We start from the raw sequence: 20,690 nt of genomic DNA, 5'->3' as shown, positions 1-20,690 counted from the left end.
GCGCAACTTGCTGATACACCAGAACAATCCGACCATACCAGTATCCAACTACGTATTCGGGCGGCGTTAAAAGGTGAGCAGCCGAGCAATCTCCTGCCGTTTATTGGTAACGAGTGCGGCAACCAACCCAATGGCATTATGTTTTCATTAGCAGATTACCTTCAGTTGGTGGATGATACAGGCCGAATTATTCGCAATGATAAACGTGGATACATCAGTGAAAGTAGTACCAAGATACTGAACAGATTAAATATCCCCCATGATAATTGGCTCAAACTAACCACCGAGTTTGGCAAACTATTTCATGGTCCAGTAGGCACATTACAAGAACTGACCGATTACTGCGAACACTTAGAAAAGCGACGACGGCATTTTGCCGCAAGCTGCCAGCACTTTCATTGCAACTGATAGCGACTATATCCCTCGACGGCAATCCTTGCCTAACATTTCCCAAGCGCTATGGGATGACTTAGCTCGTCTGAAATACCACATTTCAGAAGGAATTAACGTAATTTATAGCCTTAGATGCCGTATATGGACACCTCGAATAGATCAACCACTTTTTAAGTAACAGAAAGTAATACTGCGTACGTATATCCGACCTGTTTATGAGGATCTTTGCTCTCTGGCCTTAATGAGAACCGCGTCTTTGCTGCTTATCGTCCTTTCGGAGTCATATGCTCCTTGTACTCTCTCAGCATCTGCAAAGGCCGGTATTACCTGTTACTTCATTACCTGTAGTCGTGTTTTTGGGGTGAGTTTGATACTCGATTTTTATAAATTAACAAGGCCGATATTCGCTGCGATGAAACAGCATCGCCCAGATGATCCGCGCCAATTTGTTTGCAATTGCTACTGCCGCTTTCTGTTTACCTCGCCGCTCAATCACCTTTAAGGCCCATACGGAGATCCTGTCATTACTCTTACTTGCATAGCGAATAATCGACCAAGCTCCCTGGATCAGTTGCCGCCGCAGATAGCTGTTACCTCGTTTGGTTATGCCGCCTAATTTCTGTTTCCCCCACTGGAAAACTCTTTAGGAACCAGTCCTAAATTTGCAGAAAAATGCCGAGCACCATGATAGCCAGAGCCATCTCCGGCAAATGACACCGCGGCAGTGGCAATGATTTCTGCAACGCCTCTGATACCCATTAGTCGCTTGGCATCTGGGTGCGTTCTTGCCTGCAGTTTGATGTCTTTCTCCAGCGAACCTATTGCAACGTTGATCGCACGCAACTCCTCCATCAGCTCACGCATGTATTGGCGTGCAATCGTAGTGAGTTGATTATTGGCATCCTCAAGTAATTCCGGCAGCAAAAGATTCAATGGATTACGTCCTTTAGGGAGGGCTATTCCATATTCACTTAGTAACCCTCTGATTTGATTGGTTAGTGCAGTGCGTATTCTGATCCGGCGCTCGCGAATTCTGTGGGTAATGATGATATCAACCTGCGCTAAGGTTCTCGGCTGGACGAAAATCAGGTTCGGTCTCTGCGCTGCCTCACAGATAGCGAAGGCATCATTGCGATCGTTCTTATTGCCTTTGACAAATGGCTTAACATGCTGAGGCGGGATCAGTTTGACATCATGCCCGAGAGAAAGTAACTCTCTGCCCCAATAGTTAGAGCCACTGCAGGCTTCCATCGCAATAGTGGCATCAGGGTAAGTACGCAGAAAAGTCAGGAGCTGAACACGTTTAATCGAACGGTTAAAAACGCTCTTGCCTGCTTGATTAACTCCACATACTTGGAAGATATTTTTTGCGAGATCAATTCCTATTAGTGTAACTTTCATTTTGGACACCTTTTGTTGTATTGAACGTGCAAATTCAATATGGCGTAAATGACGCCTATTTCACAAGAGGTGTCCATCCCATCATCCTCCATGCAGCTATTGATGGCCCTATTTCAACCATTTTAACTCGGACGAGTTGTAGGCAAACCGAAAGTGCATTATGTTATTGATTTATATTGGGTGGCCATATTTCGTTGATTGATTTATATTGGGTGGCCATATTTCGTTGATATTTCGTTGAGCTAACCAGTTTAGCCAGCGGACACCAAAGGCGCCGCTGCTAAATACGTTAGCTTGTAAAAAGCAAAGCCGGTGTAATTGCGCTTTTGCGGTACGTTCGGTGGTTTAGCTCGTTCGTTGCGGCATTTAGTTTCAATGGTAAAGTCGGCACGGTTGCGCATTTTCGGTACGGTTTTATGATTTGCCAGTTCGTTCCTTTAACGCCGTTTTTCATCGTAAAACAGGTTTGGCAAGGCGCTTAAAAGTTACTCAAACCGTTGGCGTCTTGCGCCAACGACCCAGACGAGCGGTCGAGCATCCACGGATGGTCTACTCTATTAACGCTTTTCAGCCTCAAATCATACAGTGTGACGATAATGGAATGCCTTGGCTCACCTCTCTGTGGACGGTAAGAATCTCACTAAGCCGATTGATTTCACAGTAAAAGCGACTGGCTAAGCGCGACATATTCCGCCATAGTGGTAGAGCGAATGACCTTATCCATGCACAAGGAGTCTCCCGTGGCACATTCTGGTTTAAGCCAACTATTACAACAACTTGAACAAGTATTATTAGGCAAGCCACGGCAAATTCGCTTAGCCCTTGCCTGTATTCTCGCCCGTGGCCACCTATTAATTGAAGATTTACCCGGTATGGGCAAAACCAGCCTGTCCCATGCCCTCGCCCAGAGTCTCGGCCTTAGCTATCAACGTATTCAATTTACCAGTGATATGCTGCCCGCCGATATTCTCGGGGTATCGATTTTTGATAAACACCAAGCGCAATTTGTGTTTCATCCCGGCCCTATTTTTAAACAGATGGTGCTGGCCGATGAGATTAACCGCGCCAGCCCTAAGACTCAGAGCGCCTTGCTCGAAGCGATGGCCGAGCAACAAATTTCTGTCGATGGCGTCACCCACAGATTACCCAATCCGTTTTTTGTGATTGCCACACAAAACCCCACGGAACAATCGGGCACTTTTCCACTGCCCGAATCCCAACTCGACCGCTTTATGATGCGGATTTCCATCGGTTATCCCAGCCATGATGCGGAGCTGGCGATGCTGAAAAGCGATCAAACACCGCAAACCCTCGATAATTTACCCCAATGTTTAACCCCGCTGGCGTTAACCCAGTTGCAGGAGCAATGCGATAAAGTCGCAGCGTCCGATGCACTGCTCAATTATGTCTTGGCTTTAGTGCATGACTCGCGCAATCAAACCGATGCCGTCGGCCTATCGCCCCGCGCAACCAAAGCCCTATTGCAGGCGGCAAAAGCATGGGCATTTTTAGAGGGCAGACATTATTTAGTGCCGGAAGATGTGCAAGCGGTGTTTTGCAGCGTGGCCGAACATCGACTGCGCACTAGCAGCCAATTACAGGGGGAAGCGCTCTCGGAGCGGATCCTCGCCAGCGTCAATCCCATCATGTAATGCCTTGCTAATCATATCGAAAAGGATGCTCAGACTATGATGAGGACTAGATGAAACGAGTATTGACGGCTCTCTGGCAACGCTGGTTGGCAAGGCGCATGCCGCCCAGTTCCGAGTTTGTCCTCAGCCATCGCAGTATCTTTATTCTGCCCAGTGGCTTTGGTTTAGTGTGGATTGGACTGGTACTGCTGCTGTATCTGTTTGGCACTAACTATCAAAACAACCTAGTGATTGGCCTGAGTATTTTGCTACTCAGCCTATTTAATACCTGCATCCTCTACAGCTATAAAAATCTCGCGGGTTTGCGCCTTCGCGCGCTCACAGCACCTGAGGTGTATGCGGGTGAAACCATCACCTTTCCAGTCCTGCTCACCTCAAGTCACAGCAGCCACAATATCAGCTTAAATTACCCCAGTAATTTAGCTTACTTACTCAAACAGGTCGGCGCCGATGAGGTGCAAGCCTTGGTCTCGTTTGCCCATGATCGCCGCGGCCTAGTATCTCCAGGGCGACTTAAGATTGAATCCTTTTATCCCTTAGGGCTTTGCCGAGCTTGGTCACATATTGATCTCGATAATGCGCACATCGTCTACGCCCACCCGATTGAAAGCCCTTTGCAGCTAAAAGCAGCCACCGAATCCGGTGAAGACGAACGGTTAGAAAGAGCCGGAAAATACATTGCAGGCATCGATGAATACAAAGGGCTTAAGCCCCATGTGCTCGGTGAATCCCTCAAACAAGTGGCATGGAAACAATGGGCTCAAGGGCGCGGCATGCTAACCAAGGAGTTCGAACAGCCTCAGGGCGATCCAGTATGGTTAACCTTAGTCCCCGACCCGACGCAGCTTGAACAGCAATTAGGTCAGCTTAGTTGGCAAGTTAACCATTTGAGTCAGCAGGAGCAATATTTTGGTCTGTGGCTACAGCGTGTCGGGGCGGAAGATCTGATCCTCACACCCGATACGGGCAATGCCCATCGCATCGCCTGCCAAAGGGCACTGGCACTTTACGGGCAAAATTTAAGTACGCAGGATAAAACCGATAAATTGACAAATAACCAAGGCGTTAGCCATAAACGCCCGCTTCCTCCCCATGGGCAAGGCGTTCATGCGGCAAAAATGGAGCCGCGGCGATGACAATGCAAACTTCAACACCGCAAAAGGTGAATAGCCCCAAACTTAAGACCTACCATGCCAATGGGCCGCAGACGGGGGACAATATCAGTCGCCAAACACTGTTTTGGCTGCTGCTCACCAATATTGCAGTACTCAGCCCATTATTTGATAAAACGACACCCTGGACCCTTGGGATTTGTGCGATTTGCCTTCTATGGCGGATGGGTATTTATGTCGGCAAAGTCGCAAAACCACCGCGCTATTTAGTCACCAGCCTTGCCGTTGGCGCGGCAATTACGCTCGCATTAGTATCGGGTGAGATTGGGCTGTTAAATGCTTTAGTCAACCTACTGATTTTAGGTTATGCCTTAAAATACATTGAGATGCGAAGTGTCCGAGATGTGCGGGCCGTGGTAATTGTGGGCTACTTTTTAATTGCGCTAACCTTTATCGACCACCAATCCATGCTCAATACCGTGCATTTAATGGGTGTGACCATTATCAATACCTGCGTGCTGGTGACCCTGTATCAAAGCAAACACAATTGGCAGCATACCGCATGGATTAGTGCCAAACTGCTACTGCAAAGCCTCCCTTTAGCGTTACTACTATTTTTGGTTTTACCCCGCTTTGCCCCGCTCTGGCTGGTCCCGAATATGAAGGAGGCCCAAACCGGGCTCTCAGAAACCCTTGCCGTTGGCGATATCAGCAAACTCACCCGCTCATCGGCACTGGCCTTTAGGGTAAGTTTTACCGATGCGAGTCCCATCCAAGCCGAACTCTATTGGCGCGCGCTGGTGCTCGAAGATTACGACGGTCAAACCTGGCGCCAAGACACTGGTATTAAACAAATCCAAAAGGATGCGTTTTTCTTTCCGCCTTCTAGGCCGACTCCCGCGCGGCAGTTCACCCCGTTAACACAACAGGAGACCAATAATCCTCAACCCGTTTATCACTACCAAGTGATTGCCGAACCTAGCCATCAATCTTGGTTATATGGCCTTGATGTGGCCTATAGTCAGGATGATAAAGTAGTTAATCTACCGGATTATCGACTCTATGCGCTGCGTAATGTCGACCAGCGAATGGGTTACAATGCCAGTTCTTGGCCTAAAGCAAAGATGGATCTCACCTTAAGCGCCAAACAACGGCAAATTAACTTAAAGCTACCAGCAGACAGCAATCCCCGCACACTGAAGCTCGCCACCGAGTTTAAGGCGAAATACCCAGAACCCAAGCAGCGTCTATGGGCCATGATGGGTTATTTTAATCATGAACCGTTTTTCTACACCCTCACCCCGCCCCCAATTGGCCGGCAACAAATAGATGATTTTCTGTTTGAAAATAAAGCCGGATTTTGCGCCCATTACGCCTCCGCCTTTATCTTTCTGGCGCGCGCGACGGGTTTACCCGCACGAATGGTCACGGGCTATCAAGGGGGCGAATACAACCCACAGGCCGATTACCTGAGTGTGTATCAATATATGGCCCACGCTTGGGCCGAGGTCTGGCTTGAAAATGAAGGTTGGGTACGATTCGATCCAACAGCCATGGTCGCGCCCAATCGTATTGAGCAAGGCTTCGATGCCGAGTTTTCCCCCGAACAAAGCTACCTGCAAGAAAGCCCCTTTAGCAGCTTACGCTTTAAAACCATGCCTTGGCTCAACGAGTTAAGGCAGCGCTTTGCCAGCCTGGATTATTACTGGAGTCTCTGGGTGCTCGGTTTTAATCAGGAACGGCAAAACAAAGTGCTAAGTGGCATTTTAGGGGATGTCACAAAAACCAAGGTGGCGGTGTTTATGAGTGTGTGTATTAGCCTTATCGGCCTCTATATCGCCTACAGTGTGGGGCTGTTTCGCTTTAAGCGGGAGCAGGATCCCATAAGCGCTAAGTACCAACGCATTTGTCAGCGCCTCAGTAAATTTGGCATCAATCGCCCCGCTCACTTAGGCCCGAATGCCTTTGCCGAGCAGCTTATTGACACGCACCAGCAGCAATCCCCAGAGTTTTGCCGTGAGTTTGATACTCTGACCCAAAGCTATGTCGCGCTGAAATACCAACAGCTTGCGGACCGTGACTATCAAGCGGCGCTAAAGCGCTTTAATGCTGCCGCTAGAGCCCTTAACTGGCGACTATTTGGCCCGAGTAAACAGTTAAAATAGGCGGGATAAACCGCAGGCGGACAAGATTGTTGAATCTTATAAATCAGTCACATAGAATTGCCAAGCCACTTTGCTATGCATAACAGCAATCCCAAATCGTGAGTCGAATATGCTGAAGTTAATCCAATCCAATCAAATGGAAGTGCTCTGTGCACATCTTGCCGCGTATTTGCGCCAGCCGCTACCCGGAGCGGCGTTATTGCAAAGTGAGCATATTTTGGTGCAAAGCCCCGGGATGTCGACTTGGTTACGCCTTGAAATTGCGAAACAAAATGGTATTGCCGCCGCGCTGGAATTCCCGCTACCTTCCAGCTTTATTTGGCAACTGTGCCACGATTTACTCCCCAATGTCCCCAAGGAAAACGCCTTCACTAAGGCGGCAATGACCTGGAAGCTAATGCAGCTACTGCCGCGGCTACTGGATGAACCTTCCTTTGGGCCACTGCGCCACTATTTGGGCCATAGCTTAGACAATATGGAATTGAGCGCGGTTGATACCCATAGCAACCATCAGCTTGGCGCCATAGGCACCGATGATATTAAGCTTTACCAGCTCTGCGGCCGCATCGCCGATATCTTCGACCAATATTTGGTTTACCGCCCCGACTGGATTGCCGCGTGGGAAGCCAATGAACCGCTCGAATCGCTCAAATTGAATGAGGAGCAGAGCTGGCAACCTATCCTCTGGCGCGCGCTGATTGCCTACAACCGCGATGAGCTGCACCAAAGCCACTACCACAGGGCCAATCTGCATCAGGATTTAATAACCGCATTAGGCGATAGCGCCAATTCACTGGCAAAATTGCCGCAGCGTTTATTTGTGTTTGGGATCTCCTCCATGGCGCCCCAAACCATTGATGTGCTCCACCAGCTCGCGAGCCGCATCGATGTGATTATTTTAAGCCTTAGCCCCTGTCAGCATTATTGGGGCGACATTATCGACCCACGCCATCGGGCGCGTATGGCATTGCAATATGCCGGAAAACGCCAATTAGCCGAACAATGGGAAGATAAACTCGAAGTCGGCAATCCCCTGCTCGCCAACAATGGCAAGATGGGCCGTGAATTACTCGATATGCTACTCGAACTACCTCCAGAACACTGTGACTTCGGGGACGATGTGTACTGCGAGCCCTGCGGCGATCCTAACGATCCCCACTCCAACGCCAGCATGCTGGCCGGGGTGCAATACGATATCTTAGAAATGCAGACGCTCGACCGAGTACTCGGGCCGGATGCTGAGCTATATCAAGAGGTCTCGAATCGTCGAGTATTAACAGCCGACGATGATTCGATTCAAATCAAGAGTTGCCACAGCCCGCTTAGGGAAGTCGAAACCCTGCACGATCATTTACTCGACTTGCTCGACCGCAATAGTCAACTCACGCCCAAAGACATAGTGGTGATGATGCCGGATGTCGCCGCCTACGCGCCCTATATCGATGCGGTGTTTGCGGCCAAACAGGGGCTGGAATATATCCCCTACGCTATTGCCGACCGCGGTGCGGCGCAGGAATCGCCACTCATTAATAGCTTTTTGAATTTACTTAATATTAATCAGAGCCGCTTCGGACTGACCGATATTTTAAGCATTCTCGAAGTCCCAGCCATTTTGCGACGTTTTCAGCTCGAAGAAGACGAGCTACCACTCATTCGCCGTTGGTTAGATGAAGCCGGCGTGCGTTGGGGCCGCGATGAACAGAGCCGTCTTAAACAGGGCGTGCCCGCCTTCGAGCAAAACTCCTGGGCCTTTGGCATAAAACGCTTAATCTTAGGCTATGCCTTACGGGACGATGCGCCGCTATATCAATCATCCCCGCAGGGAATGCACTATTTAACGGTTGCAGGGGTGGAGGGACAATCGGCACAGGCCCTTGGCAAACTGTTGAACTTTATTGAAGTCCTCGATGAAACCACCCAAGTATTAGCCAAGGCGCAAGCGCCTTCATTGCGATTACTCGAACTCACCGAGCTGTTAAATGCCTTTTACGCCCCCGATGAGGATGAACGTGAGCAGTTGCAGGAAATTCGCGATGCGATTGCCGCCTTAGAGCAAGAGTTGCTTGCCGCAAGCCCTGCCGAAATGGGAGCACAGGCCAACGACTTAGATTTAAGCATCGAAGTGCTGGCGCTCTGGTTTAATCAACGCTTAACCGAGTCACGTGTCGGCCAACGATACCTCGCGGGCAGCGTGAATTTTTGTACCTTAATGCCGATGCGCTCGATTCCCTTCAAGGTCGTTTGCCTACTGGGTATGAATGATGGTGTCTATCCTAGGGTGCAACATCCTGTGGGCTTTGATCTGATGGCCCATTTTGGTGCGCGCAAAGGCGATCGCTCCCGCAGATTAGATGATAGATACCTGTTTTTAGAGGCATTACTCTCGGCTCGGGAGCAGCTGTATATCAGCTATATTGGCCGTAGCGAGCGAGATAACTCAGAGCGTATTCCATCGATGCTGGTCTCCGAGCTGATTGAATATTGTCAGTTGTGTTACCTGCCTGAATCCCTTGCAGCAGAAGCAGCTAATGTCAGTAACGAAGATGCTCAGCAAGCACTACTGGATGCTATTGTGAGCCATCAGCCGCTGCAACCTTTTGATCCTAAACTGTATCAAGCAGCACTGGCGCAAACGCCCGCCTCCCATGGGATAAAACAGAGTTATAGTCAGCAGTGGTGTCCGCCCGATAGCCACAGTCAGTTGCAGTATGGTCGATTTATTGAAGCCCATACCCAGATAGTGCTCGAAGATGACGTACTAGGTGACAGTGTTCAGGATATTGAGCCCCTTGGCGAAGCAGAGCATGTCGATATCTCGGCCTTTATTCGCTTCTTTCGCAATCCCGCGCAGTATTTCTTTAATCGAACCCTGAAAGTCGATTTAAACCTGAATATTCAAGCGGATGATAACGATGAGCCCTTTAGTCTTAATGCGTTAGAGCGCTATTTATTACAGGCTCAGCTCCTTGGTGATGCGCTCGAGCAGGGGCAAAACGAGCCCAGCACGGAACTGTTACAACGCCTTAAGGCCAGCGGTAATTTGCCGATGCTGCCCTTTGATGATCTGCTGCTGCGCCAATACAGCCATGATATCGCACCGCTGATCGGCAGAACCCTGTTTATGCGCGGCGATGTCGCTCCCCGCCATGCCGATATTCGGCTCAGCTTTGAGTTACCCCACACTCAGAACGCAGGGACTCAGGTAAAAATCAAGCGGGTGATCCTCGAAGGCCGTATCGATGATATCAGCCCTAAGGGATTGGTGACTTGCCGCCCAGGCAGTGCCCATGGGCGGGATATTTTAGCCCTGTATTTGCGTCATTTATGTTTGATGGCCGCGGGAGTGGCTCAACCTAGCGACCTACAACCTAGCTATCTGCTGGATATGGGGCATTTTCATGCCCTCGCGCCCATTACGCCAGAGCTTGCCCATGCGCAGCTCGCCAACTTACTACAGTATTTTTATCAGGGCCAAATTCACCCCCTGTGTTTTATGCCAAGAACCTCCCTCGCCTATGCCAGCGCTGAGGCGCATGAAGCGGAAGACTCGCACAAAGCCCGGCTCGAAGCGGCGCAGAACGAATGGCTGGACGAACAAGGTGAACTTGGCGAAGGCACAGATCCCCATTATCAGCGGCTGTTTCATTTTCCCGACGACTTTACCGAGGCACATTTTGGTAAACTCGCCGATGACATCTATCGCCCTATGTTGAGCCTGTACCATAAGGATACCCTCGCCCAACTAGAGGAATTTGCCCTGAATGAAGCCCAAACCGCCACGACCGAGGGAGCGCACTGATGACTAAGGTATCAACCGCTTTGCCGTTAGATCCGCTCACCCTACCATTTGGCGGCAGTCGCTTAATCGAGGCCAGTGCGGGCACGGGAAAAACCTATACCATTTCAGGTCTGTATCTGCGATTACTGCTTGGGGATGGCTTAAGCGAACCGCTCAATTGTGAACAAATTCTGGTCGTGACCTTTACCAATGCCGCCACTGAGGAACTGAGGGACAGGATTCGCCGCCGCATTCAGGTAGCCTTTAAGTGTTTCTTAGGGCTTGAGATTAACGATCCTTTTGTGCAGGCGCTGTACGATAAGACCCCTGAAGCCGAGCGCGCTATCGCCCTGAGACGCTTCGATTTAGCGCTCAAATCCCTCGACGAAGCGGCGATTTTTACCATTCATGGATTTTGTCAACGAATTTTGGCCGATCTCGCCTTCGAATCATCATTGTTGTTCGAGTCGGATTTCACCTTAGACGACAGCGAGTTTTTACACCATGCGGTGCGGGACTTTTGGCGTGAGGCCTGCTATCCGCTGCCTGAGTACTTAGCCCAAATCATTGCCAGCGAATTTGGCGATCCCGACGGCTTAGTCAAGCAGCTGAGAGCCTTGCTCGGTGCCAGTGAGGCCAAACCGCTTCAACCTGTGCAGCCCTTTGCTCGTTTGGCTGAGTCCTTAAGCCAGAGTGTGCAGCGCTTTAAACTCGCTTGGCCGCGTGGCCGCGACGCGCTGTTAGAGTTACTTCATCGCCTGCCGCTTAACGGTCAACGTTTTGGTAAGGCGAGCGACAATTACCCCAAATTGGCGGAAATGTTCGACCAACTGGACAACTTCTTAGCCTTTGGTCATGGCTTACCGCCGCTCAAAGTGCTCGAAGCGCTGTCGTTATCCGAGCTTAAGCTGAATAAAGGCGGCGTGATCCCAAGCGCGAGCGAGGCGCCGCTGCTTGATCATATGGAGCAGTTAGCCGCGCTGATTAACGCGATAAAACCCGCATTTCTCTATAGCGCCAAACAAGGGATCAGCGAGCGCTTTGCCAAGCAAAAACAGCAGAAAAATGTGCTGACACCCGATGATCTGCTCACCACTTTAGCAGCAGCAATGCTGGCCAATCCCGACTCTTTGCCTAAGGCAGTGGCGAGCCGCTTTCCCGTGGCGCTTATCGATGAGTTCCAAGATACGGATCCACTGCAATTTGCTATTTTCTCAGGGATTTATCAAACCCGTTTGGGGATTGAAGCTCAAGGTTTGGCGGCTGCCGAACCTAAAGACCGCTCGGATAGCAAATTAAGCCTGCTGATGATTGGCGACCCTAAACAGGCAATTTATGCTTTCCGCGGCGCCGATATTTACACTTATATTGAGGCGCGCAGACAGACCCAGGCACACTATTTCCTCGACACTAACTATCGCTCGAGCCGCAATCTGGTGGTCGGCGTGAATCATTTATTCGCCCAGCATTCGGATCCTTTTATCAGCCAATCGATCCCCTTCGATCCTGTTAAAACGCCTGCCAGTGCGGCAGCCAAACAACTCGTTGAGCATGCGCCCAATAGCGCCGCGCTACGGTTAAAACTCTTGAGTGAAGGCGAAACTGGGCTCAATAAAGTCAGTGCTCGGCAAACCTTGGCCGAAGACACTGCCGCCGAAATCACCCATTTACTGACGCAGGCCGCTAATGGTCAATGCCGCACGCCCAAAGGGCCATTAATTGCTAAAGATATCGCCATCTTAGTGCGCGATAGAAACGAAGCGGCCGTGATGAAAACCGCGCTGAGCAAGCGCCAGATTGGCGCCGTCTTTTTAAGTCGCGACAACGTATTTGAAACCGTCGAAGCGCGGGAAATGGCACTCGTTCTGCGCGCCTTGGCCAGCCCCAAGGACGAGCGAGCCCTGCGTAGCGCCCTTGCGACCGCCCTGCTTGGTTATCGCGCCGAGCAAATCCATGCCTTTAACCAAGATGAAGAGCAGCGCCAAAGGCTGCTAGAGCAGTTTTTTGAGCTGCACCAGATCTGGCAAAAACGCGGCATTATGCCGGCGCTGCTCAGCCTCGCCAATGCCACCCAGATGGTTGCGCGGCTGCTGCATTCTCCCGCTTCGACAAGCATTGACCAAGCGGAGCAAGATGCTGCCGCTCATCTTGAGGCGAGCAATGGCGAACGTCGGCTCACGGATTTTCGCCACTTAGCCGAGCTGTTGCAGCAAAAGGCGACTGAAATCGATGGGATCAGTGCCCTGCTCAACTGGTATGAGCAACAACTGATTGATAACACAGGGACAGATGAGCAGCAGCTGCGCCTTGAAAGCGAACAAAACTTAGTGCAAATCGTCACCATCCATAAGAGTAAGGGGCTGGAATACCCAGTATGCTTTGTGCCCTTTGTCAGCCTTGCGCGGGACAATCGCCGCCGCCCGACGCCTATGCTCTACCACAGAACCAATGCCGATGGCGCGCAGGAACTGGTGTGGGATTTAGAAGGCACGGATGAAGGTTGGGAACAGGCAAAGCAGGAAACCTTAGCCGAAGATCTGCGTCTGCTCTATGTGGCGCTCACTCGCCCCGTGTACCTGTGTTATTTGTATATCGCTAACCATAGTCGCATGTTAAAGGCTGGGCTTAAAAGCCAATTGCATGAAACCGCCATCGGTTATCTGCTTGGGATCGCTGACACAGATTGTGATTTTTCCCGTCTGCAAAATGCCGCCAAAGCGCTGGTCGCAGGTCTTGAGTCGAGTCAGCCTGCGATCAGCATTGAGGTAGTGGCCGACGACATTGCGGCTAACAAGCTGCATACGGGGGGAAGTGATTCTCATACCTTGAGTGCCCGTAAGGTCAGCCGTCAGTATCGTACTCCATGGCGCGTCGGCAGTTATTCCGGCTTAGTTAAAAATGCGCCCCACGCTAAAGCCACCCCCGGTGCCGATGATGAAGTGAATGCCGTATTGGGCACGGATACCACAAATAGCGCAATTGATCCCATATGGCCAGATTCTTTGTGGCAAGAAGCAGATCCACAGCAAGCGCAACCTCTGCTCAATCGCTTTAGTTTTGAGCGCGGCGCCAACGCGGGTAGCTTTATGCACTTAGTGCTTGAGTTAATTGATTTTACCCAAGCTCAAATCGACTTACCCCGAGAGCTGCCTAAGGCCATGTTGCAATACGGCATTGCCCCCGAATGGCAGCCCGTATTAGAGGATTGGTATCTTGAGGTATTACAAGCTCCGCTGGCGTTAATGGCGCAGGATAATCAACTTATCAATCCCGAACTGTGTTTAGCCGCACTCGCGCCGCAGCACACCTTAGTCGAGATGGAATTTTACCTGCCACTGAATCGCTTAAAAGATACTGAGCTTAACCAACTCCTTGGGCAATTTGGCTACGATACCGAGCTGCAGTTTGACGAATTACAGGGCATGCTGAAGGGCTTTATCGACTTAACATTTGAATATCAAGGAAAGTTTTATATTGCCGACTATAAGTCGAACCATCTGGGGGATAATATTCAAGCCTATCATCATAGCGCCCTGAAACAGGCGATTAGCGACCATAGGTATGATTTGCAATATATTCTCTACTCCCTTGCGCTGCACCGCTATTTAGCGATGCGCTTGCCCAATTATGATTACGATACCCATATTGGCGGCTGTTATTATTTGTTTTTACGGGGAATGTCGGTGCAATATCCAGGCTTTGGTATTTATTACGATAAACCGCCCAAGGCGCTAATTTTGGCCTTAGATGCGCTGTTTCAGCGCAGTCTAGAGGCAACAACTGACTCAAATAAAAAGTCCGATGCTCAACTGGATACGGGAGCAATGGCATGATCAGCAGCGAACTCAATCACCCCAAAGCCCCATCAACCCCATGGGTCGAAGCCGACGCGCTCAGACTCAAGGCGCCGCTCACAGAGCTACTCAAATACTGGGAAAAGGAGCGGCTGATCACCCCGCTGGATCGCCATTTTGCCCTAGAGATGGCAAGGCTTCATCCTAATGATGCTCAAGAGCCGCTGTTTATGCTGCTTTGCGCCCTGTTAAGTCAACAGCTCTCGGCCCAACATACTTGCCTAGTGCTCGAACATATAGTGCCAGCCAATCCGCTGGCGGAGCCGGTTAATCACTGCCAAATCCGTTTGAGCCTGCCAGAGCTGATTGCAAGGCTACAAAATTTTGAGGCCGTTGGTGAACCTCATAGCAATAAGCCACTGATTTTTGATGGCGGCCGACTCTATCTTGAGCGTTATCATCATTTCGAGACCGAGGTTGCCAGCGCCCTAACAAGGCTATCTTCGAGTCAGCCCGTCAACAGCAATGACAAAGATTTAGACGCGCCACTACGCAGGCAGCTAGATTACTTATTTCCAAATGCAGCATCTTCCCATGCAAACTCAACCCTTGAGCCTAATATCGACTGGCAAAAAGTAGCAACGGCAACGGCGCTCGGCAAAAAGCTGGCGGTGATCACCGGCGGCCCGGGTACGGGCAAAACCACCACAGTAACTAAGTTACTGTTGTTACAGCAATTAGACTCACCAAAACAGATAAGACTCGTCGCCCCGACGGGTAAGGCCGCCGCCCGTTTAAGTGAATCGATAAAGGCCTCGAAAGCAAGACTCGAGCAAGAGCTAAAACAGGCTCAAGCGACAAACGAGCAAGTACAAAGTCACGAAACCCAAGCGCTGTTAGCTGCGCTTAAGCAAGTGCCGGAAGAGGCATCAACCTTACATCGTCTGCTGGGTGTAATTCCCAATTCGGCGCAATTTCGTCACCATCAGGGCAATCCCCTGCGGCTAGATCTCTTGATTGTCGATGAAGCCTCAATGGTCGATTTGCCTATGATGTATAAGCTGCTCACGGCCCTCCCCGAAAAGGCGGGTTTGATACTGCTGGGGGATCAGGACCAACTCGCCTCGGTTGAAGCAGGCGCCGTGCTCGCCGATATTTGTGCAGGGTTAAAGTACGAGTCGGAGCAACACTCTGAATGGCGAATGCGTTATAGCCAAGCTCAGGCCGAACAATTGAGCAAGCTCACCGGCTTTGATCTGCGCGCTTATATTCATCGCGAGCCAAAGATTGGCGACAGTTTGTGTATGTTGACCCACAGCCACAGATTTAAGGGCGATGCGGGCATTGGCCTATTAGCCAGTGCGGTAAATCGCTCCGATCTGGCGGGGATTTTGGCCGTATGGCAACGGGGACTAGCCGAGCTTACTTGGCTAGAACACAGTATGGATCTGAGCCAGACCCAAGCCAAAATCAGCGAGCCTGCAAACAACAGCGGCCTTCATGCCCTGCTAACACAGGCCTGTGAGCAATACGCCGAGTATTTACGTCCGCTGCAAGTTTCAGATCCAAGCAGTGTGCCAAGCGCCATCGAAGCTATTGCCCGCTTTAACCAATATCGCATCCTGTGCGCCATGCGCAGTGGCGATTATGGTGTCGAAGGTATCAATCAAGCTGTGACTAAAGCGCTGTCTCAGGCCAAGCTGATCCATCCGCAGCAAGAGTTTTACCTCGGCCGGCCGATTATTATCCAAAGCAACGACTATAACTTGGGCTTGTTTAACGGTGATATTGGTTTGATTTTGCAGGATGAAGACAGACCAGAGCGCCTGATGGCCCACTTTATTAAAGCCGACGGCAAACTGCTAAAAGTGCTCCCCGCAAGGTTGCCTAGCCATGAAACCTGCTACGCCATGACGGTACATAAAAGTCAGGGCAGTGAATTTAATCGAGTCGCCCTCGTACTTCCGCCCAATCCGAGCCTAGTACAGTGGCAATTGCTCACCAAGGAGCTTGTCTACACTGCAATTACCCGTGCAAAACAACACTTTAGCTGTTTAGGCACACAACAAGTCTTCGAGCGTGCAAGCCAGCAAGCTACCCAGCGGGCCTCTGGTTTAGCCGATAGGCTCTGGCGCGATAAAGTGATGACAAATGAATAGTTAACTTATTGAGTAATATTAAGAATCAACAAGTAAAAGGATCTTAAGATTGACGGAACAAGCCATGATCAAATTGCATCAGCTGCAAGATGTCATCAATTTATTTGATGGCATTAAAGCTGAGGCACGATTACCCGCACAATGCTACGAATGCTCACGTTATATTCGTTGGTCTGAATTTGAGGCAATGCAAGTATACGAGCTTGATTTTGAACCTTATTTAACCATTGCAGCAAACTGTGATATGCGTTTTTTTACCCTGTATCAGAGTCAGCACCGCTTATATCTTGCCCACTGCAATGATGCTGGTCACGCGCCGCGATGGGAGGCTCGCCCCATCACCTTATCGCAGCTAACGGATACCGCATTAATGACCAAGTTGATGCAAAACCACGCCTATCAATTAGGGCTCAATATCAACCTCGATTTGGATTATCCAATTTAAATTATCGAACTACATATCAATTTGATAGCCAGGGGGATCAACAGGGAAGAAAATCATCACCTCAGTCCCCTTATTCAATTCTGATTTTACGTCGATTGTGCAACCGTGCTGGTGAAGAATTTGAAGTACAATCGACATTCCAACCCCTGTCCCTGTTCCGACAGGCTTTGTGGTGTAAAAAGCATCAAACATACGACCGAGCGTATACTCGTCCATGCCGCAACCATTGTCAGTGACAGTTAAGCAAATTTTTGCATCGGCTTGGGTGAGACAAACAACTATTTCAGAAGAACGTTCACTGACAGCATCGCAGGCCTGACATGCGTTAACGATGATATTCATCAGTACTTGATTAAGTTCACCTGCGTTAAACAAAATCATGGGTACAGGAGAAATCTCTCTTTTTATGACAATATTGCCAAACATTGGCCTAAGTATTTTTAGCGTAAATTCAAGGGCATCAGCTAACTGAACAGCGGACTTACCTGCCGAATCCGTACGTGCAAAAAACAGCAAATGGTTAACGATATCTTTAATACGCATGAGCCCTTGGCAAGTATCGCTGGACAGTTCTAAGAGATCCTCCTTGATAAATTGCAACTTCACCTGGTCAATGGGCTGATTATCCGCAGCATCAATCATTGCCAATAAATCTTCGGCATAACAGGTTAAACTCCTCACATTAGAAAGGATATACGCCAGCGGATTATTCACTTCATGGGCAACACCTGCGGCGACAGTTCCAAGAGAAGCTAATTTCTCCTGTTGGATCAACGATTGTTGCTGTTGCCTAATGAGATCGATCTGTTGCTGTAACAACACATTTTTCTCATAGAGTTGGCGGGTACTGTCTTCAAGTAACAACTCCACTTCAAGCCGAACCATTTTTTCCCGCTGATAAGCGACATAATAGGGATTTTCACTGTCAGTCATTTTGTAGCTCGATGATTAACAAACAATGATCGGCACCTGTATGCATGCAAGTGTCATGGCTAATCTGGATTTTTTGCTTAAAATGCTGTGCGGCACCAAACAACAGCCCTTCAGCGCAGAAACAGAGTCTACGGGGTGATGAATAGCGCAAAGCAATTTGATTGTTCCCCACTAACCGCCCGGTGATATGAGGTAACGAGGGTTCATGGTACAGCTTATTGACCTCTAAATGGATCACATCATGGATCCCCATGACCAAGGAGGTAAAATCACTAAACTTGTTAACAACATCAGTATGGCGTGAAGCAAGCCCATTAAACAGAAACTGTCCAAACGCTTTAACGACTTCTTGCAGAGGCATATTAAGTCGCTGCGCAACATCTTGAACAATGCTCAATAACTCGGATTCTGCATAGCTTTTCGCTGAAACATACACGCGATCCTTAGGAGCATGTTTAGCTAATAGCTCATTCCACACTGACATACCGCACTGGGTTACGACCATATCTTCTAGCACATTAAAAATAATGCCTTTCATACGGACCTCATCGAATGAACACGCTTAAGCAACAATATTCGTCTACGACTGTGTCACATTTGTCCTATACATTACCTATAAAGTATTAGCAGTAATCTTTATGTTTGGCAGAATTTTTGTATAACCCCGAAAAAGAAACCAAAATTTACAATCAAGCTCATGTATTACTGGAGCATTGTTTTTGTTCATCCTTTCTTTAATGCGCTAAAGAAGATATTCCATTACAATCAGCAGGTCTTTATGAGCGATACAACAGACTGGACTAAAAGCTTAAAAACAGGCTAAGCGATAAACAATCTGACGCACTTAACACGCCCTAAGCAAAAGCAGTTGATTCTATGACCAAATCCCCCGCCCACTCACCAGCTAATACCCTTGTTGTATTGGATTTTGAAACCTCAGGACTATCCCCCAGCCAAGGCGCCCGTGCCATTGAGATTGGCGCGGTATTGATTGAGCAAGGACAAATTACCGCTCGCTTTTCAGAGTTAATGAATCCTGGTTTTCGAATAAGCAGCTTTATTGAAGATTACACAGGCATTAGCAATCAAATGCTTGCCCATGCGTCACCCTGTGCCGAGGTGATGGCTCGCTTTGCCGAATTTATTGGTAAACATCATCTTGTTGCCCATAATGCAGCATTCGATCAACGTTTTCTGGAGGCTGAATTTAGCCACATTGGTCACCGGTATCCCGGTCAGTTTGGCTGCTCGTTACTGTTATCAAGACGCCTATATCCCGAAGCGATTAACCATCAATTGGCGACCTTAGTTCGTCAAAAGCAGTTACCGACCAATGGAACCTTTCATCGCGCCCTAGCGGACGCTGAAATGACTGGGCATTTATGGTTACGTATGTTGGCAGATCTTAAGCAAGGGTACGCCATTGCAGAGCCGCCCTTTAGCTTGATGCAGAAAATCATGACTAAGACAAAAGCCGATGTGCCTAAATTTTTGCGACAGTATGCTAGAGGTTAGCCCCTAACTGATCTTTGTTATGCTCCCCATCTGCAAGCTTGGAACGAGCCAATAAATAAGCCGAGTGCTTGATTACACTCGGCTTAATGATCAAATCAAATTGGAGGCGACTTAAGCGATTGGCGTATGGTCAATGCCACAAGAGCTACGCACGACCAAAGTCGTTGGGATTAATTGCGGACTCACTGACTGACCACGGATTAGCTTGAGCAGACTCTCCACCAAAATTTCTCCCGCTAATTGGGTATTTTGCTTGATGGTGGTTAAGGGAGGATTCGCAAAGCTAGCGACAGGAATATCATCATAGCCGACAACCGCGACTTGCTCCGGTACTAAATAGCCTTTCTCTTTGAGGGCGCGAATGGCGCCAACAGCAATTAAATCACTGGCAGCAAATATCGCATCAAAATTTAACCCTTTGTCTATCAAGGCTAAAGCTGCATGATAACCTGCGCTCTCAGTGCTAATGGCCGAAATTTGTCTCTCTTGTACAACGGGTAATCCTGCACATCGTAAAGCTTTAACATGCCCAAGATACCTATCTCTAAATTCAGGACTATGGCTCGAAGCATCACCTAAAAAAGCAAATGCCCTGCGTCCAAGGGAGATCAAATGCTCTGTTGCAATCAAACCACCTTGATGATTGTCGCAACCAATCGATAACACCGACTTATTATTATGCTCAGCCCCCCAAATCACAAAATGAGTATTCTGTGCCAGCAACTTTTCAAGCTTTTGCTCGTAATCCATATAGTCGCCATAACCGAGCAAAATAATACCATCGGCTTTATTACTGTCTTCATAATCGGCATGCCAGTCACTTGAAAGCTGCTGAAACGAAACCAGTAAATCATAGCCCTGCTGCGCAGTTGCTCGTGTTATCGACCCTAACATCGACAGAAAAAAGGGGTTGATCAATGAATCATCATTGGTGGGATCTTCACACAATAATAAAGCTAAGGTATGGCTGTTTTGGGTACGCAGATTACTGGCATTTTTATCAACTTTGTAGTTGAGCTCTTTCGCAATGGCTTGGATACGTTGTCGAGTTTCCAAATTGACTAACGGACTATTTCTCAGAGCTCGAGAAACCGTCGACTGGGATACACCAGCACGATAAGCAATATCAATTGAGGTCGCTTTCGATGCCATAGCAAGGTCACCATAATAATTATTTTTGGGGATACTAAAACAGTTCTAACGACTTGTATAGCCGAAGGATTTACAACTGTCTAACAAGTTAACAGTTTTAGTCCAATTTAAGATATTGAACAGTTGAGATCCATTGAAAATAAGGCCAGCTTAGTGAGGGGTAACCCAAATAATCGAGTTATCCCATCATA

11 protein-coding genes and 2 pseudogenes are annotated in these 20,690 nt (G+C 49.0%); 9 read left to right on the top strand and 4 right to left on the bottom strand.

Translation table 11 applies throughout. From position 1 onward, the window contains the following. Positions 1-408: pseudogene (locus SHD_RS15930) on the top strand (transposase); the annotation flags it as partial. Between the two features lie 373 nt (positions 409-781). Here the strand turns inward: SHD_RS15930 and SHD_RS15925 are convergent. Continuing rightward, positions 782-1,794 (bottom strand): annotated as a pseudogene (locus tag SHD_RS15925) (IS110-like element ISShes7 family transposase). 740 nt (positions 1,795-2,534) lie between these two features. Between SHD_RS15925 and SHD_RS15920 the strand changes: the two are divergent. From SHD_RS15920 to SHD_RS15890, 7 genes are all read left to right on the top strand, one after another. Then, positions 2,535-3,446, top strand: coding sequence for an AAA family ATPase (locus SHD_RS15920; protein ID WP_011626077.1), 912 nt, complete (start codon positions 2,535-2,537; stop codon positions 3,444-3,446). Positions 3,447-3,496: 50 nt separating this feature from the next. Further along, positions 3,497-4,582 carry a DUF58 domain-containing protein gene (locus SHD_RS15915; protein WP_023268057.1) on the top strand — a complete coding sequence of 362 codons (1,086 nt, stop codon included), beginning with the start codon at positions 3,497-3,499 and terminating at the stop codon, positions 4,580-4,582. Beyond that, positions 4,579-6,723: a transglutaminase TgpA family protein gene (locus tag SHD_RS15910; protein WP_023268056.1), complete on the top strand. Its 2,145-nt coding sequence runs from the start codon at positions 4,579-4,581 to the stop codon at positions 6,721-6,723. The genes SHD_RS15915 and SHD_RS15910 overlap by 4 nt, the downstream gene beginning before the upstream one ends. A gap of 109 nt (positions 6,724-6,832) precedes the next feature. Then, positions 6,833-10,522, top strand: a complete 3,690-nt coding sequence (gene recC / locus SHD_RS15905; protein WP_023268055.1) for an exodeoxyribonuclease V subunit gamma — start codon at positions 6,833-6,835, stop codon at positions 10,520-10,522. Continuing rightward, a complete protein-coding gene (recB, locus tag SHD_RS15900) occupies positions 10,522-14,334 on the top strand; it encodes an exodeoxyribonuclease V subunit beta (protein WP_023268054.1) in 3,813 nt (1,270 codons plus the stop codon). Before recC ends, recB begins: the two co-directional genes overlap by 1 nt. Next, positions 14,331-16,454 carry an exodeoxyribonuclease V subunit alpha gene (gene recD / locus SHD_RS15895; protein WP_023268053.1) on the top strand — a complete coding sequence of 708 codons (2,124 nt, stop codon included), beginning with the start codon at positions 14,331-14,333 and terminating at the stop codon, positions 16,452-16,454. Before recB ends, recD begins: the two co-directional genes overlap by 4 nt. Positions 16,455-16,518: 64 nt before the next feature. Then, positions 16,519-16,899, top strand: a complete 381-nt coding sequence (locus tag SHD_RS15890) for a hypothetical protein (protein ID WP_023268052.1) — start codon at positions 16,519-16,521, stop codon at positions 16,897-16,899. Between the two features lie 9 nt (positions 16,900-16,908). Here SHD_RS15890 and SHD_RS15885 read toward each other — a convergent pair whose 3' ends face one another. After that, complete coding sequence (locus SHD_RS15885) at positions 16,909-17,832, bottom strand: sensor histidine kinase (RefSeq protein ID WP_023268051.1); 924 nt, start codon at positions 17,830-17,832, stop codon at positions 16,909-16,911. Beyond that, positions 17,825-18,370, bottom strand: a complete 546-nt coding sequence (locus tag SHD_RS15880; protein ID WP_023268050.1) for a heme NO-binding domain-containing protein — start codon at positions 18,368-18,370, stop codon at positions 17,825-17,827. The genes SHD_RS15885 and SHD_RS15880 overlap by 8 nt, the downstream gene beginning before the upstream one ends. 338 nt (positions 18,371-18,708) lie before the next feature. On the opposite strand from SHD_RS15880, the gene SHD_RS15875 reads away from it, so the two are divergent. Further along, positions 18,709-19,347, top strand: coding sequence for a 3'-5' exonuclease (locus SHD_RS15875; protein WP_023268048.1), 639 nt, complete (start codon positions 18,709-18,711; stop codon positions 19,345-19,347). A 111-nt stretch (positions 19,348-19,458) separates the two neighbouring features. On the opposite strand, the gene SHD_RS15870 is transcribed toward SHD_RS15875, so the two are convergent. Next, complete coding sequence (locus SHD_RS15870) at positions 19,459-20,499, bottom strand: LacI family DNA-binding transcriptional regulator (RefSeq protein WP_023268047.1); 1,041 nt, start codon at positions 20,497-20,499, stop codon at positions 19,459-19,461. Between the last annotated feature and the right edge of the window lie 191 nt (positions 20,500-20,690).

The organism is Shewanella decolorationis S12 (assembly GCF_000485795.1).
Taxonomy (GTDB): Bacteria; Pseudomonadota; Gammaproteobacteria; order Enterobacterales; family Shewanellaceae; genus Shewanella; species Shewanella decolorationis.
This window is presented reverse-complemented; position numbering and strand designations above follow the sequence as displayed.